16 protein-coding genes and 1 tRNA gene are annotated in these 14,952 nt (G+C 33.6%); 6 read left to right on the plus strand and 11 right to left on the minus strand.

Annotated features, from left to right (window positions below):
* Window positions 1-55: 55 nt before the first annotated feature.
* The 3 genes from ABDW27_RS10370 to ABDW27_RS10380 form a co-directional block, all read right to left on the minus strand.
* Window positions 56-508 (minus strand): 6-carboxytetrahydropterin synthase, encoded by a 453-nt coding sequence (locus ABDW27_RS10370; RefSeq protein ID WP_343695822.1) that lies wholly within the window; start codon window positions 506-508, stop codon window positions 56-58.
* A gap of 32 nt (window positions 509-540) precedes the next feature.
* Window positions 541-717, minus strand: a complete 177-nt coding sequence (locus tag ABDW27_RS10375) for a hypothetical protein (protein WP_343695823.1) — start codon at window positions 715-717, stop codon at window positions 541-543.
* 101 nt (window positions 718-818) lie between these two features.
* The gene (locus tag ABDW27_RS10380) at window positions 819-1,583 is read right to left on the minus strand and encodes an enoyl-CoA hydratase/isomerase family protein (RefSeq protein ID WP_343695824.1); all 765 of its coding nucleotides are present in this window, start codon (window positions 1,581-1,583) and stop codon (window positions 819-821) included.
* A 104-nt stretch (window positions 1,584-1,687) separates the two neighbouring features.
* On the opposite strand from ABDW27_RS10380, the gene ABDW27_RS10385 reads away from it, so the two are divergent.
* Window positions 1,688-1,761 (plus strand) — tRNA-Ala (locus tag ABDW27_RS10385).
* Window positions 1,762-1,804: 43 nt separating this feature from the next.
* On the opposite strand, the gene ABDW27_RS10390 is transcribed toward ABDW27_RS10385, so the two are convergent.
* Window positions 1,805-1,981, minus strand: a complete 177-nt coding sequence (locus ABDW27_RS10390) for a hypothetical protein (RefSeq protein ID WP_343695825.1) — start codon at window positions 1,979-1,981, stop codon at window positions 1,805-1,807.
* A gap of 250 nt (window positions 1,982-2,231) precedes the next feature.
* Here ABDW27_RS10390 and ABDW27_RS10395 point away from each other — a divergent pair, with 250 nt between their 5' ends.
* From ABDW27_RS10395 to ABDW27_RS10405, 3 genes are read left to right on the plus strand one after another with little or no spacing between them, the layout of a single operon-like run.
* Window positions 2,232-3,260 carry an oxidoreductase gene (locus tag ABDW27_RS10395; RefSeq protein ID WP_343695826.1) on the plus strand — a complete coding sequence of 343 codons (1,029 nt, stop codon included), beginning with the start codon at window positions 2,232-2,234 and terminating at the stop codon, window positions 3,258-3,260.
* Between the two features lie 24 nt (window positions 3,261-3,284).
* Complete coding sequence (locus tag ABDW27_RS10400; RefSeq protein ID WP_343695827.1) at window positions 3,285-3,854, plus strand: hypothetical protein; 570 nt, start codon at window positions 3,285-3,287, stop codon at window positions 3,852-3,854.
* A gap of 43 nt (window positions 3,855-3,897) precedes the next feature.
* A complete protein-coding gene (locus ABDW27_RS10405; RefSeq protein WP_343695828.1) occupies window positions 3,898-4,671 on the plus strand; it encodes a DUF2185 domain-containing protein in 774 nt (257 codons plus the stop codon).
* A gap of 237 nt (window positions 4,672-4,908) precedes the next feature.
* Here the strand turns inward: ABDW27_RS10405 and ABDW27_RS10410 are convergent, their stop codons facing one another.
* Genes ABDW27_RS10410 through ABDW27_RS10420 form a run of 3 tightly spaced genes read right to left on the minus strand, consistent with a single transcriptional unit; the run spans window position 4,909 to window position 7,746 of the window.
* Window positions 4,909-5,865 (minus strand): lipid A deacylase LpxR family protein, encoded by a 957-nt coding sequence (locus ABDW27_RS10410; protein ID WP_343698129.1) that lies wholly within the window; start codon window positions 5,863-5,865, stop codon window positions 4,909-4,911.
* Complete coding sequence (mtgA, locus tag ABDW27_RS10415) at window positions 5,855-6,634, minus strand: monofunctional biosynthetic peptidoglycan transglycosylase (RefSeq protein WP_343695829.1); 780 nt, start codon at window positions 6,632-6,634, stop codon at window positions 5,855-5,857. Before mtgA ends, ABDW27_RS10410 begins: the two co-directional genes overlap by 11 nt.
* Window positions 6,634-7,746 carry an FAD-dependent oxidoreductase gene (locus tag ABDW27_RS10420; protein ID WP_343695830.1) on the minus strand — a complete coding sequence of 371 codons (1,113 nt, stop codon included), beginning with the start codon at window positions 7,744-7,746 and terminating at the stop codon, window positions 6,634-6,636. Before ABDW27_RS10420 ends, mtgA begins: the two co-directional genes overlap by 1 nt.
* A gap of 271 nt (window positions 7,747-8,017) precedes the next feature.
* Here ABDW27_RS10420 and ABDW27_RS10425 point away from each other — a divergent pair, with 271 nt between their 5' ends.
* Window positions 8,018-9,919: a S9 family peptidase gene (locus tag ABDW27_RS10425; RefSeq protein ID WP_343695831.1), complete on the plus strand. Its 1,902-nt coding sequence runs from the start codon at window positions 8,018-8,020 to the stop codon at window positions 9,917-9,919.
* Between the two features lie 186 nt (window positions 9,920-10,105).
* Entirely contained in the window at window positions 10,106-12,547 is a 2,442-nt protein-coding gene (locus ABDW27_RS10430) for an ATP-binding protein (RefSeq protein ID WP_343695832.1), read from the plus strand.
* Here ABDW27_RS10430 and ABDW27_RS10435 read toward each other — a convergent pair.
* From ABDW27_RS10435 to ABDW27_RS10450, 4 genes are all read right to left on the minus strand, one after another.
* Window positions 12,544-13,902, minus strand: coding sequence for a sigma-54 dependent transcriptional regulator (locus ABDW27_RS10435; protein ID WP_343695833.1), 1,359 nt, complete (start codon window positions 13,900-13,902; stop codon window positions 12,544-12,546). The genes ABDW27_RS10430 and ABDW27_RS10435 overlap by 4 nt on opposite strands.
* A gap of 130 nt (window positions 13,903-14,032) precedes the next feature.
* Complete coding sequence (locus tag ABDW27_RS10440; protein ID WP_343695834.1) at window positions 14,033-14,329, minus strand: hypothetical protein; 297 nt, start codon at window positions 14,327-14,329, stop codon at window positions 14,033-14,035.
* Between the two features lie 16 nt (window positions 14,330-14,345).
* Window positions 14,346-14,642 (minus strand): hypothetical protein, encoded by a 297-nt coding sequence (locus ABDW27_RS10445; RefSeq protein ID WP_343695835.1) that lies wholly within the window; start codon window positions 14,640-14,642, stop codon window positions 14,346-14,348.
* Window positions 14,643-14,661: 19 nt separating this feature from the next.
* Window positions 14,662-14,952 carry a hypothetical protein gene (locus ABDW27_RS10450; protein ID WP_343695836.1) on the minus strand — a complete coding sequence of 97 codons (291 nt, stop codon included), beginning with the start codon at window positions 14,950-14,952 and terminating at the stop codon, window positions 14,662-14,664.

A 14,952-nucleotide genomic window follows, 5' to 3' on the forward strand; every position in this document is an offset into this window, starting at 1 on the left:
CTTAGACTCCTTAGATTATAATGTAGAAACTTTTGACTTTTGACTTTTGACTTTTTTACAAATTATCACTTGCATACCATTCAGCAAATGACGATTCTGTTTCCTGAAGTTTTAGTGAGAAAAGAGAAATTCCAGACGGAAGTCTTGCGATGATTCTTTCTGCAAAATCAACTACCATGTTTTCACTTGTTGGCTGATAATCTACCAAAATTACATGATGACCTCGGTTTTTTAATTCGTTTGCTAATTCAACATGCGGTGTTGTCTGATTGAAAACAGTAGCATGATCAAACTGATCGACGATTTCTTCTTTTACAATTCTCTTTAGGTCAGAAAAGTCAATTACCATTCCGAATTTCACATTTGAGCGATCCGTTATTGGCGATCCTATAACGGTTACCGATAATTTATAACTGTGTCCGTGAACATTTTTGCATTTTCCGTCGTAACCGTACAAAGCGTGACCGGTTTCGAAACTAAATTGTTTTGTAATTCTGATATTACTCATCGATTTTTAATTTAAGGATGCAAATTTACAAATTAATAACCGTTTTTATCTCTTTTTTTGGCTTTGATATACATCCAGTAAGCAACTCCGGCTAAAAATAGAAATGGAATAAAAGATCCTATCAAAACACCAATTTGATAACCGTTGTCTGGAGCATCTTTAATTTTCTCTGCAATATCAACTTTTTGGAATAATGAAATGAGTTTCATTTTAAATTATATTTATTACTTATGATTTAGTTTAAAGCCTAACCTTTGTCAAAGTTTAAAACTTTGACAAAGGTCCGCAATACGAAACTGAGACTACGAAATCACTTTTTAAATTGTCTCAAGGCATTTCTGCTAAAATCAGACAAAACAAGTTTTCCTGTAATTGCTGCACGTTCAAAAAGAAGCGATTCCCAGTTTTCGGTATTTTCCCAAATAATCTTTTTCATTTCATGCAATGCTTCAGGATTATACGAACTCAGTTTCTGAACAAAATTCTCAACCTCAGCATCCAGATTATCCGTATTACTTATAACTGAATAAAGTCCTTTTTGAAAAGCCCATTCTGCCGATTTCCATTCATGCGGCGCTAATGTCATTTCAGTCATAGCTGTTTTTCCTATTTTACGGGAAACAGCAGGTTCAATTACAAAAGGCCCAATTCCGATGGCAAGTTCAGATAATTTTACATCACACTGCGGCGTTGCAAAAACATAATCGCAAGCAGCGATAATTCCTACTCCACCGCCAACAGCTTTACCCTGAACGCGGCCAATAATCAACTTATTACAATTACGCATTGCATTTAACAAATGCGCAAAACCAGAGAAGAATTCTGTTCCCTGTTCTTCGTTTTCAACCTGCAAAAGTTCATCGAAAGAAGCTCCGGAACAAAATGCTTTCACTCCTTCACTTTTTAAAACTATTACCGAAACATTTTCATTTCGGCTTAATTCATTGATTTCTGCTGTTAATCGATCCAATAAATCACGCGGAAAAGAATTACTTGCCGGATGTCCAAATTGTACCGTTGCAATTGTATTTTGAAAAGAAGTCTCTAAAGATCCTTTTATATTTTCTGAACTCATAAAAATATTTTTAAACGTAAAGTTACGGTTTTGAAAAATATTTTATCTGATAGGTTCCGAAATTTGTTTTTTGAGAATTATTTGACTTTATTTGTTAACGCTTTGGGGGATTAGCTCATTTGGCTAGAGCGCTACGCTGGCAGCGTAGAGGCGACCGGTTCGAATCCGGTATTCTCCACAAAAAAACCGTATTACTTAATAATGGTAATACGGTTTTTTATTTATTTTTCATTTGCAGAATCCTCAGCATCAACTCTATCTTTTTCCTCTTTTTTGAAATCATTATTCAGCAAGTCAGTAAGCTTCTTTTTTTCTTTTTGGTTTTTTCTGATTGTCAAAACAACCAAAATGATTACCAATAACACCACTACTCCTATTACAACCCAGTTAATTTCCATAGTTTTAATTTTAACTAAAAATAAAAATTTAATCTACATTCCATATTATCAAAATGTTAAGCTTTTTTTTTTGACGCTTGACTTTTAGAAAAACAGAAAACAAAGAACCTGTTTTTAATTTGAGACAAACCTGATGTATTTTATTTTGTGAAAACTTTTTTTACATTTATCAAATCTAAATTGCGTTCTTTTTACAGAAGTTTTTTCATTTTAGCCACTATAACATTAAAAGCACATTAAATACCACTTTATGAATATCAAATTAAAAGTATTATTCGCCGCGTCAGTTTTATTAGCATTGAGTTGTAACGATAAAAAAAATGTGGAAGTTCAGGAAACTTCTGTTAACAAAAGTGAAGCTGTCAAAAATGACACAATCGAAGACGAAGGAATTCCAAAAAAAGAAAGTATCAATTTATTTACAGTTATGCCAAAAGACAGCAGCGAAGTTGCTTTTGTTTCTCTTTCGGATATTTATACAATTGGTGACGAAAAAGACACCCTCGCTCTGCCTAATATTCAGGATATGGGACCGCTCGAGGCTCAATATTTTACGTTTGAAAAAAATTACAGAAAAAGGCTTTTGTCTAAAACCAATATTTCTGAAACCGACTCGATGTTTGTTTACGATTATGCTAAAAATAAGCTGGCCGTATTCCCGGTAAAAAGTTTAAAAACGGCTGCCATGCTGAGTCTGTATTCGACAGAAGATGATTGGCCTTATCGCAATTTTGATTTCATGATTGGTTTCGAAATCAATAAAAAATTCTTAAACGGTTTTAGTGAATATTATAGAGATGCACTGGTTTATATTGGTAGAGAAAATCCGTTTTTGAAAGGACAATTAAAACCAATGGTATGGAAAAAAACAGCCCGATCTGAATATCCGTCTAAACCGATGAAAGGCGAAGATCGTGTTCTTTTAAAAAATACCGTTCAGGGAAATACCTATTCTTTTAAAACCGACAGTTATAAGTATTTTTTACAAGATTATTTAGATGATCATAAGAACATTTATGCCAGACGTCTCTTAGTTACTGATAATCAATCTAAAGATATTATAATTGAAAAATTGTTCAGTCAAAGCGAAGGTACCTCTCCCTGCCCTCTAAATTATCAAAATGGCGAGACTTCAATTAATCAATGGGCAGGAAAATTATTTAAAAACAAACCAGAAGTCGTTTTTGGTTTCGAATACATTTCTTTTGGATGTTCGAGTATTTCAGTAATCGATAAATCAAATGAAGAAATTTCTCTTCAATGTGATAATCGTCATTAATTAAAACTAATCAAACTCAAAACTATGTCTGAATTAAGTTCATTATTGTGTAAAGTAAAAATCACCAAATCACAGTACGAGAAGTTTTTAAACAGTCCGCTTGAAGAACCAGAATTAAATAAAAACTGGCTTGACTTTTGGGACAGCCGAAAAATGTATTCGAAATCAGTTTTAACTCAGGAATTGCTCCGTACATACAACGACGATACAAATAAGGAAATGATTGACGGATGGATTGATTATCCCGAAGCAATGGCTTTTTCAGATTATGATGAAGCAGCCGAAGAATGGATTTGGGGAATGATGTTTTTTAGTGAAAACTTCGTAGAAATGATTCCTATGTTTGCGTATATCATCAGTCTGGAAAAATATGTTATTGAAAGCTCAGAGAACATGGCGATTGTTTTTCCGTTCTTCTGGGGAGATAATGCTGTTCATGCTTATGTTGATTTTAAAGACGGAAAAGCCATTCTGAATCCAAAAGTGCAGACTTTAAAAGATGTAAACCCAAAAATTCTGGAAGAAACTAAAGCCTATCTGAACAACAAATGGGATCAGCTCGCGAAAGAAATGGATTTAGATAATCTGGATTAATGCAGTTATTAAATTAAGCTATATATTTCTAAAACATAATCAAATGAAATTTTTCAAAAAGAAATCAATTCAAAACGAGAATAATTTTGAGGACTTTCCTCCAATCGGCGGACTTATGGTTTCTAAAATGGTTCTAGACAGAAATATGAAACCTCAATTTTTGTATCGTGAGAAAAGAACTCGCCCTGAAGATAGCGGCTGGAGAATTTTTACAGGATTTGAATCAGAAGAATACACGAATAATCCTGACAACATCGGGATATATAATCCTTCAACAATTTTAAAAATTGACCCTTCTCTAAAAGATATCTTATTGAAAGGAATAGGTTCTGTTTATGAAAAAAAAGAACCGGATTCTGATTGGTATAAAGTAACTGATTTTGATCTGGAAGATGATTATATGACAACTCATCGATTAACTGAAGAATGGACAATTGAAATCAATAATTTATTCGAAAGAACAATTGAAGAAGATGAAACTTTATATTACACAACAGGAGATAAATCTATTAGATTAATTATATGGAATTCCGAAAAAAGTAAAGAAGAACTTTATGAGGAATGTAAATACAATATTGCTAATCGGGATGAAACTTTTTCTAAAACATTGGATCAATTTGAATTTTCAGACAACCGAGTTTCAAGAATAGGATACCTAATACAAGAAAATGACGAAGAAAAAATATACAACGTTATTTTTGGTTTTACTATAATTGATAAAGAAGTACTTCAAACAGCTTTCTATTTTAATGAGAAAACAGATTTTGATTGGGCAATAAATACATGGAAAAATATAAATTACAAACGTAATTCTTAAATTCAATTAAACTCTTAAACCAATAACTCCTAACGGAGTTTTTCGTAGAATTCTTAGAAAATAAATTGGGAGATAAATATTGGTGAAATTTTATACATGTTTTCTGTTTATCAATATCCAATTTAAAATACTCCGGTAGGAGTTATATATCGGTAGAAAACATTACACACACCAACATTTGTCCCGTGGGGACTTTAAATTCTCTAGAGTAGAATATTGTTTTTTAACTTTCAAATATCACCTCAATAAAAACCCCATTCGAATTGACCCAAAAAAATAACCGGAATTCGTATCAATTCCCGGATCATTTAATTCTCTTCCACGGTAAATAAAAGAATACGACATGTTGAAATTATTATGTCGGTATTTTAAACCAAACTCGGCATTGAAACGAAGCGGTTCCAAATCAAAAGTTATCGGACTTGTGTCATTAAACATACTGCCTTCGATTGTAGCATCATAAAACTGATAATTAACGCTTGGCATTGCGTAAAAATAAAACTCCCTAATATTAGGCTGTTCGTTTGCACTTACCGAAGCATCATGAAGATTAGAATCGTAAATTGGTGTTAGTCTTTTAAAACCAATTCGGGTTAAGAATCCCGTTGAAACTCCCGTAAAAATAGTTCCTAAATTGGCTTCAGACTGAAAATGAAGATCTATAAAATCATTGTGTTTCGATGGAAACAATTTCTTCGAATACATAACATGAGCCTGAACGGCAAAAGCATTGTGAAGCTGATTCTCCCAGCCGTAAACTTTTTTATAACCAATAAGATTATGAAACCCAACCTGCGTTTCTTCTCCCAAAGCATTTGGTCCCATAAAACCAATTTGAAAATCTGTTTTTAATACCGATTCGCTTTGGTAAAAAAAATTTCGTCCGGCTTCGGCAAAAAGATACGCCGTAAAAGGACGATCGTTTACATCTACAGCATCTTTATTAATAAATCGTGGATTGTAAATGTATTGTCCAACTCTAAATTCGGTTATTTTTTTATTGATTTTCTCATTGTCATTTTTAGACAAAAACCGATAAAAAATTTCCAGACCATTGGTATAATACATGTCGTTTTTAGACGATGTGTATAAATCATTATCACTTATAAAACCAATTTCTTTTGTTTTTCCTTGTCCAAAAATCAACGTCGAAGTTAAAATCAGAAAAGCAAAAAATACTTTTTTACTTCCCATCATAATTTATTTTTCCAACGTAGCGCATTTCACGAACAATTCTTTCTTTTCTTCTGTTGATATAACTTGATGATCCGGTTGCTTTAAACTTTCTTGGATTGGGCAATATTGCAGCAATTCCGGCCGCCTGCATTGGCGTCAAACTCGAAGCATCTCTTCGGTACCAATGTTCAGTTGCTGCATAAGCTCCGTAAACGCCATCGCCCATTTCAATACTGTTCAAATACACTTCCATGATGCGTTCTTTGCCCCAGATAATTTCGATTAAAACGGTAAAATAAGCTTCAAGACCTTTACGAAAATAACTTTTTCCCTGCCATAAAAAGACATTTTTTGCCGTTTGCTGTGAAATAGTACTTCCACCACGAATTCTTCGTCCGCGTTCGTTGCTTTTATAAGCTTTTTGCAGTGCTTTAAAATCGAAGCCGTTGTGCGTTAAAAACGTTCCGTCTTCACTGGCAATAACCGCTTTTTGCAAATTCATCGAGATTTTTTCAATAGGCTCCCAATCATGGTCAAAATAAACTTCTTTTCCGTCCATTTTATTTTCGATGGCACGAATAACCATAAGCGGTGTAAACGGCACAGGAACATATTTAAAAAATATAACCGATCCTATTGAAAGTCCAAAAAACCACAACATAGCTTTAATTAAAAACCATTTTACTTTTTCGCCAAAAGTTCTGTTGGATTTTTTCGAACCTGTTTTTGATTTTGGTTTACTTGCTGCTGCTGTCTTTTTTGGTGCCGGTTTTTTGGGTGCTGCCATTATATTAAATCTGCTAATTCTGTTCCTATTAAACTGCCTATCGCTACTCCCATTCCGCCTAAACGTACTCCGCAAAACACGTTTTCAGACAATTGAGAAACAACAGGACTTTTACTATTTCCAACTCCCATAATACCGCTCCAACGGTGCGCAATCTGGAAATCCTGATTTGGTAAAATTACATTTTTCAGTAAATCTTCCAATTTATTTTGAATAATTTCTGTTTGTCCAAATTCTGTAGTTGTTTCTGTTTCAAAATCAAGATTTCTTCCTCCTCCTAATAAAATTCTATCGTTGATATTTCTAAAATAATAATAGCCTTTATCTAAATGAAACGTTCCTTTTATGTCTAAATTATGAATGGGCTCTGTAATTAAAACCTGTGCCCTAGCCGGATTAACTGCTCCATTTGTCAGTGAATTTGCAAATCCGTTGGTTGCAAAAAGCAGTTTATTGGTTTTAAAACTAAAATTATTTAGTGCAACTTCAACCTGATTTCCCGCATCAGAAAAAGAGTTAACTGTTTGTTGGTTTAAGATTAAAATATTTTCAGAAACGGCTTGTCTCAACAATTCCTGCATCATATTTCCGGTATCGATCTGTGCTTCAAACGGATTAAAAATTAAATAATCCTGGATATTTCCAAAACCAAATCGGTCAGTTTCTTTAGAAAAGACTTCAGCCTTAAAAAGTGGTTTTAGAATTTCATTTATAAAAGACATTTTCGAAATACACTCATTAAATCCAAATTCATCTTCTTTCAAAAATAATTCATATCCGCCGTGTGGTTTAAAATCTATTGCCTGATCGCCAAGTCTTTTTCGAAGTAACTGCAGACCTTTCCAGCGTTTTTCGATAAGTGCCACAACATCTTCTTCTGAATGTGTTTTTAAGTCGTCCATAATTTCAGATAAACTTCCGAAGCAGGCAAAACCGGCATTTTTTGTACTTGCACCCTGCGGTAACATTCCTCTTTCAAGTACCAGAATTTTTGCAACAGGAAATCTTTCGCGTAAGCGCAAAGCTGTATGTAAGCCAACAATTCCGCTGCCTACAATTGTATAATCAATATTTGTAAACCAGTTTTTTAGTTCCCAATAGCTAAATTCCATTTCCAGACTTTTTTATAAAAATAATGATTTTTGATTACGCTGAGATTAGTAAACAGGTTATTTTTTTGCACGCAGATTTTACAGATTTAAGCAGATTTTTAATTTTATTTTTTTGTCAGGCTGAGCGAAGTCGAAGCCTCATTACGGTGCGCCCTTCGACTTCGCTCAGGGTGACAATAATAAATTTTAACAATAATTTGGAATTTGAAATTTAACTGTTTGGGATTTAAATGTTGTATTTTTAGCACACAAAAAAATAGAATATTTGATTATGAAAAAAGTATTATTAACAACCTTAATAATGATGAGTTTAAACGCTATCGGGCAGAATGTTATGTCGCCGGAATTGTTATGGAAATTAGGACGAGTAACTCCGCTTGGAATTTCTAAAGATGCAAAAAATGTGGTTTTTAAGGTTTCTACGCCTTCTGTAGAAGAAAATAAATCACATTCTAAATTTTACATGATTCCTGTAAACGGAGGAAATGCTGTTGAAATTAAAGACACAAAAGATGTTTTGGCAGATAAAAATGTTTCGCCAGACGGAAAATATGTAGTTTATAATGAAGAAGTAAAAATCGACAATGTTTTAGGAAAAGATTTTTATCCGAGTTTAACAAAGTCTGATGCTCAAATTTATGATGGTTTAGATTACCGTCACTGGGACACCTGGAACGAAGGAAAATTTAATCATGTTTTTTATAAAGAAAACAAAGACGGCGCAAAAGGAATTGATATTTTAAAAGGTGAATCTTTTGATTCTCCACAAAAACCTTTTGGCGGTGACGAAGATTATATCTGGTCGCCAGACAGCAAAAGTATTTTTTATGTGTGCAAGAAAAAAGCTGGAACAGCTTATGCAATTTCTACGAACACCAATATTTATGAGTACAATTTAGAAACTCAAAAAACAACCAATAAAACCGAAGACAATTTAGGTTACGACACGGCGCCGCAATTTTCTCCAACAGGAAATTTATCTTGGCTACAAATGAAACGTGACGGTTACGAGTCTGATAAAAACGACATTATTGTTGAATTTAAAGGAATCAAAACGAATCTAACGGCAAATTGGGACGGAACTGTAGATAATTTTATCTGGAGCAAAGACGGAAAAACAGTTTTCTTTGTTGCGCCAGTTGACGGAACAAAACAGCTATTCTCAGTTAATTTTCCGGGTTTAACTAAAATCGCAATCAACGTTCGTCAGTTGACAAATGGAGATTTTGACGTAAATGATTTAGTTGGTTTTTCTGGAGATGATATAATCGTTACAAGAACAGACATGAATCATGCGGGTGAGATTTTTTCTTTTAATTTGAAGAAAAACACTTGGAAACAATTATCAAACATCAATACTGAAACGTACAAAAATTTAGCTTTAAGCAAAACTGAAAAACGCTACGTTACTACAACTGACGGTAAAAAAATGTTGGTTTGGGTAATCTTACCTCCAAATTTTGATGCTTCTAAAAAATATCCTACTTTATTGTTCTGCCAGGGCGGACCTCAAAGTGCGTTGACACAATCGTATTCTTTCCGTTGGAATTTCTCTTTAATGGCGGCAAAAGGTTACGTAGTTGTGGCACCAAACCGTCGCGGAATGCCGGGTCACGGTGTTGAATGGAATGAACAAATTAGTAAAGACTGGGGCGGACAAGTTATGGACGATTACCTTTCTGCAATTGATGATTTAGCTAAAGAAAGTTACGTTGACAAAAGCCGTTTAGGCTGCGTTGGTGCAAGTTACGGAGGATATTCTGTATTTTACTTAGCCGGAATTCACAACAACCGTTTCAAAACTTTTATCGCTCACGATGGGGTTTTCAATACCGTTTCTATGTTGGGAACAACTGAAGAAGTTTTCTTCAACAACTGGGATTTTGGCGGACCTTATTGGGAAAAAGACAATGCTGTAGTGCAAAAAGCATACACTACTTTCAATCCGGCCACTTTGGTTCAAAACTGGAACAGACCTATTTTGATTTTCCAGGGCGGAAAAGATTTCCGTGTACCAATCGGGCAGGGACAAGAAGCTTTTCAGGCTGCTCAGTTAAGAGGAATAAAAAGCCGATTCGTTTATTTTCCAGATGAAAATCACTGGGTTTTACATCCTCAAAACGCTCAGGTTTGGCAGGGAGAGTTTTTTAAATGGTTAAACGAAACTCTGTAATATCAAAATCTTCATACAAAATCAAAATCAGCCGCGGTATTATTTACATAATCTGCGGCTGATTTATTTTTAAAACATTACAATTATGTAACATATTGGGTAGATTTACTGTTCCGTAAACAGATTTTTTTAGATAAATTGCAAAAGTTACATTATACCCAAATTTCACAAAACCTTCAGCAAAATATGGAAAGCAAGAAAAGTTACACAGCACTCAAAGTTTTATTCAGCTATGTTGCATTACTGGCTTTGGTTGTAACGGTTGGATGGTTTTTATATTCAGAAAATGCGGTTTATAATAAACTTGAAGATAAAATTGCCCTTGAAAAAACAAAAATCCTTCGCGTAAGTAAATTATTTTCTAATGTTTACAAAACAGAAAGTCTGGCCAGGCAAACCATTCAGACCAATTCTGAAAAGGATTTTAAAAGTTACCTTATCGAAACGGATTCTTTAAGAGCCAGACTCGACACTTTAAAACAAATTGTTACTACTGATTATCAAAAAGCTCTGCTTGACAGCGTAACGTATTTATTGTCTGAAAAAACAGAAAATATCCGACAGCTAAAAACCATAAAAAATAAAGCCGAAGATGAAGTTTCTGTTAATAACGCGATTGACGAAATTACCAAAATGGAGTTCAATCTTCGAAAACTGGAACTTCAGGATTTTACTAAAAACCCAAACGAATTAGGAAGCTATCAGCGAAATGTTCTTCAAAAATATGTTGATTACTTAAATCAGAATATTCCGGATGATAGTACGAATACGCTTAGCAAAAAAGCTTCGGATTCGATTTTGGCGAATTCTAAAAAACTGCTCAGCAACGTAAAAATAAAAGCTGAGAAGAAAAAAGAGTCTCTTAATTTTGAAGAGAATAAACTTCTGAAAAATGAAATTGCGATTTCGGATCAGCTTAGAAAAGTGCTTCGTATTATTGAGCGAGAAATCATCATCAACTCCATAAAAAACAATTCATTAAAAGAAAAATCGCTTAAAAAAGTCAACGAAATTGTAACGGCTTCGGCAATAATTGGTTTAATATTGACCATCTTTTTTTCTATTTTAATTGTGAGCGACTATTCAAAATCACAGCTTTATAAAAAACAACTCGAAATTGCGAATTTCAAAACCAAAAATTTATTAAAAAGCCGCGAGCAATTAATCTCTACGGTAAGTCACGATTTAAAAACGCCTTTGAGTACCATTGTGGGTTATTCAGAACTTTTGGGCAATTCTGATATTAATACAAAACAGTCTTACTTTGTAAAAAACATTAAGAATTCATCTGAATATATTTCGCAGCTTGTTCAGGATTTACTGGATTTCTCCCGAATTGAAGCAGGAAAAATTACGATAGAAAAAGTGCCGTTTTACCTTCCTGAACTTATTGAAGATACAGCCAAAAACATTCAGACGGTTTACAAACAAAAAAGCATCGATTTAATTATTAATGTTGATGAAAAACTGAAAACCAGAGTAGTTGGCGATCCGTTTCGTTTGAAACAAATTTTGACGAATATCATTGGCAATGCTTATAAATTTACCGAAGAAGGTCATATCAAAATCAGTTCATATGTTACCGAAAATGAAAACTTTTTTGTCATTACAATCGAAGATACCGGTATTGGAATTGAAAAAGGAAACCAAAAATTGGTCTTTGAAGAATTTACTCAGGCCAATGAAAATATCGAAAAAAAATACGGCGGAACTGGTTTAGGACTTGCTATCTGCCAAAAAATAGTTTCGTTTTTAGGTGGAAGAATAAGTCTCGAAAGTACTTTTGGGAAAGGAAGTACGTTTGAAATTAAAATCCCTTTAGTGTTTGATCACAGCGAAATAACGGTTGAAGAAATAAAAAGAAATATTGCCCGAAATACGACAAAACAAACTTTTGTTGTAATTGATGATGATATTAACCTCCTCAATTTAACCAGCGGCGTTCTCAGACAGGAAAATCATCAGGTACATTCTTTTAACAGCGCTGTAAAAGCTTTAGAAGCCATTAAGAATACGCATTTTGATTTTGTGATAACAGATATCCAAATGCCGGAAATGGATGGTTTTATGTTTCTGGAAAAACTTCGAAACTTTGAAAAAGGAATTTATAAAAATCAGCCGGTTATTGCCCTTACAGGAAGAACCGATCTAAATCCGTCAGTTTATGCCGAAGCCGGTTTTACTACAGTTGTAAATAAACCTTATTCGCCAAGAATATTGTTAGAAACGATTCAGCATATTCTGGATAATGAAACCCTGCCGCAAGTTGAAATACAGAATAAAGAAGAAGCCGTTTCCTCTCAATTGTATTCTCTGGAAACCCTTAAAGAGTTTTTAGGCAATGATGAGGATGCTTTAAATGATGTTCTCAAAGCTTTTATTATAAGCAGTAATGAAAATTTAGATTTACTTGAGAATGCAGTAAATGAAGAAAATGTTCCGGAAATAAATTCTATTGCACATCGAATTGCGCCTATGTTCAAGCAAATTGAAGCACGAGATATTGGCACAATATTAAAAACGCTGGAACAAAATAATCTTGAAATAGCAGATTTGAAAGATATTTACATTGCTTTAAAAGCTAAAACAACCAAACTTTTTTCTGTTTTAGAAAAAGAAGTTGTTTAGTCGATATTGTATTGCTTTAATTTATTATAAAGCGTTTTTCTGGTAATTTTAAGCAGTTTTGCTGCTTCCGATTTATTATTCTGAGTTCTGTTGAGTGCTTGAATAATAGCTTCCTTTTCATTATCTGATAATGAAAAACTGCCACTGAAACCGGCTTGTTTTTGCGACTGAAAAAATTCTATTGGCAAAACATCACTTTCAATAAAATCACCCTGTGTTAAAAGTGTGGCACGTTTTACACAATTTTGTAATTCACGTAAGTTTCCCGGCCAGCTGTAGTTTTGAAAAATAGAAACCACTTCAGGCGAAAATCCTATTACATCTTTGTTTAATTGCTGATTGGCTTTTTCCAGGAAATAATCGGCAAAAACCATTAAATCTTCGTCACGGTCTTTTAAAGATGGAGACTGAATAGAAAATTCGTTGATTCTATGGTATAAATCTTCTCTAAAATCGCCATTTTTTACTGCCTCACGTAAATCTTCGTTTGTAGCGGTAATAATGCGGATATCGACGTTTATTTCTTTATTGCTTCCAACGGGTTTAATTTTTCTTTCCTGAAGTGCTCGCAATAACTGAATTTGGTTTTCATAAGAAAGGTTTCCAATTTCATCCAGAAAAAGTGTACCTCCGTTTGCTGCCTCAAAATATCCCATTTTATCACTGATAGCTCCGGTAAATGATCCTTTTAAATGACCAAAGAATTCACTTGCTGCCAATTCTTTTGGAATGGCTCCGCAGTCTACCGCAATAAAATTATTGTTTTTTCTCTGACTTTGCTGATGGATGCTTTTGGCAATAATTTCTTTTCCGGTTCCGCTTTCGCCAATAATTAAAACCGACATATCCGTTGGGCTTACCAACTGAATATGATCTAAAAGTTTTTTAGAAGCTACCGAAATTCCGCGTACAAATTCATTTTCCGCAGAAACTGTTTTTTTTGCAGGTTTCTTTTGCTTCGAAGGTGTTTCTATTTCTTCTTCTACTTCATCAATTGGAGCTTGTAAAGCATTTGTAATAACGAGTAAAACTTCATCAGGATTGAAGGGTTTCGAGATATAATCGGCCGCACCGTTTTTAATTGCTTTTACTGCCGTATTAACATCTGAGTAACCTGTCATTAAGATTACAGGAGTTTCAGGATGTGAATTTTTAATTTCAGACATTAGCACAATACCATCAGAATCAGGCAGACGAAGATCTGTCAAAATCAAATCGAATGATTCGTTTTTGATAGCTGTTCTGGCTTCTGAGGCTGAAAAAGCGATACTGACTTCATATTTGTTTTTTATTAGAAATTTCTCTAATAATTTACAAAATGAAATATCATCTTCTATTACTAATATCTTAGACATTTGTTGTAAGGGACTTTTTTTGCTAAAATAATACTATTAAAGTTATAATTTCTTAAAATTATGCGAAAAAAAAAGAGATTGCGTATTGCAATCTCTTTTTCACCAAAAACATAAATCTAATTTCACCTAATTATATCTTCAACCAGTTGCCATTGACATCTGAATACACAGTAGCCTTTTGGTCCCCAACTGATATATCAAGTTTGTATTCTTTTTTATCATTAACATACGCTTTCACCAATTTTGCATTTGGGTAAGCGGTTTGTAGAGCAGTTTTTACAGCTGCCGGCACAATATCTGTGCTTATTTCAGTATATTCTGTTTGAACAGAAACTGTTGTTTCTACTTTATTTGGAGTTATCTCTGCAATTGCAGGAATTGATAAACATCCTAAAAGAATAGCTGCTGAGATGGCTAACTTTTTCATATTGCTCTATATTTAATTATTTTTTAATGATATTTCCTGAAGCATCAGTAAAAAAAGTATATTTCTTACCTTCTTTTGAAATTTCAAGTTTGTATTCATCTTTAGCATTTTTCCATGCTTTTTCCAGTTTAGAACCTACAAATGATTTTTCAACTGTTGATTTTACACCTGCCGGTACGGCGTCTACAGCAACTTCAGTATATTCATCCTGAATGTTTACTGATTTAGTAATTGAAACTGATTCTGATGGTACAGCTGCCTGAATTGACAAACCACCTAAAATAATCGCTGCTGATAAGATTAACTTTTTCATAATGCTTAAGATTTAATAGTTATTTTTTTAGAATGTTTCCTGTTGCATCAGTATAAACAATTGATTTTTCTCCTCTAACTGTAACTTCTATTTTATATTCTTTTTTAGAGTTTACAAAAGCTTTGTCTAGTTTAATACCCGGATAAGCTTCGTCCAGAGATTTTTTAATCGCAGCCGGAACGGCGTCGACTTCTTTATAATCATCTTGATAGTTTACTGATTTTACTGGTGAACTGGTTAGGTTCACATTCTCTGCTTGTATTGACAAACTACCCAAAAGAATAGCTGCCGAAAGGATTAGCTTTTTCAT

Origin of the sequence: Flavobacterium sp. (genome assembly GCF_039595935.1) — a bacterium.
GTDB lineage: Bacteria > Bacteroidota > Bacteroidia > Flavobacteriales > Flavobacteriaceae > Flavobacterium.

Coding starts and splice junctions, on each gene's coding strand:
- ABDW27_RS10400 (WP_343695827.1), top strand. CDS start 3,285: ATGTCTGAATTAAGTTCATTATTGTGTAAAGTAAAAATCACCAAATCA.
- ABDW27_RS10405 (WP_343695828.1), top strand. CDS start 3,898: ATGAAATTTTTCAAAAAGAAATCAATTCAAAACGAGAATAATTTTGAG.
- ABDW27_RS10390 (WP_343695825.1), bottom strand. CDS start 1,981: ATGGAAATTAACTGGGTTGTAATAGGAGTAGTGGTGTTATTGGTAATC.
- ABDW27_RS10450 (WP_343695836.1), bottom strand. CDS start 14,952: ATGAAAAAGCTAATCCTTTCGGCAGCTATTCTTTTGGGTAGTTTGTCA.
- ABDW27_RS10375 (WP_343695823.1), bottom strand. CDS start 717: ATGAAACTCATTTCATTATTCCAAAAAGTTGATATTGCAGAGAAAATT.
- mtgA (WP_343695829.1), bottom strand. CDS start 6,634: ATGGCAGCACCCAAAAAACCGGCACCAAAAAAGACAGCAGCAGCAAGT.
- ABDW27_RS10440 (WP_343695834.1), bottom strand. CDS start 14,329: ATGAAAAAGTTAGCCATCTCAGCAGCTATTCTTTTAGGATGTTTATCA.
- ABDW27_RS10425 (WP_343695831.1), top strand. CDS start 8,018: ATGAAAAAAGTATTATTAACAACCTTAATAATGATGAGTTTAAACGCT.
- ABDW27_RS10370 (WP_343695822.1), bottom strand. CDS start 508: ATGAGTAATATCAGAATTACAAAACAATTTAGTTTCGAAACCGGTCAC.
- ABDW27_RS10430 (WP_343695832.1), top strand. CDS start 10,106: ATGGAAAGCAAGAAAAGTTACACAGCACTCAAAGTTTTATTCAGCTAT.
- ABDW27_RS10380 (WP_343695824.1), bottom strand. CDS start 1,583: ATGAGTTCAGAAAATATAAAAGGATCTTTAGAGACTTCTTTTCAAAAT.
- ABDW27_RS10445 (WP_343695835.1), bottom strand. CDS start 14,642: ATGAAAAAGTTAATCTTATCAGCAGCGATTATTTTAGGTGGTTTGTCA.
- ABDW27_RS10420 (WP_343695830.1), bottom strand. CDS start 7,746: ATGGAATTTAGCTATTGGGAACTAAAAAACTGGTTTACAAATATTGAT.
- ABDW27_RS10395 (WP_343695826.1), top strand. CDS start 2,232: ATGAATATCAAATTAAAAGTATTATTCGCCGCGTCAGTTTTATTAGCA.
- ABDW27_RS10410 (WP_343698129.1), bottom strand. CDS start 5,865: ATGGGAAGTAAAAAAGTATTTTTTGCTTTTCTGATTTTAACTTCGACG.
- ABDW27_RS10435 (WP_343695833.1), bottom strand. CDS start 13,902: ATGTCTAAGATATTAGTAATAGAAGATGATATTTCATTTTGTAAATTA.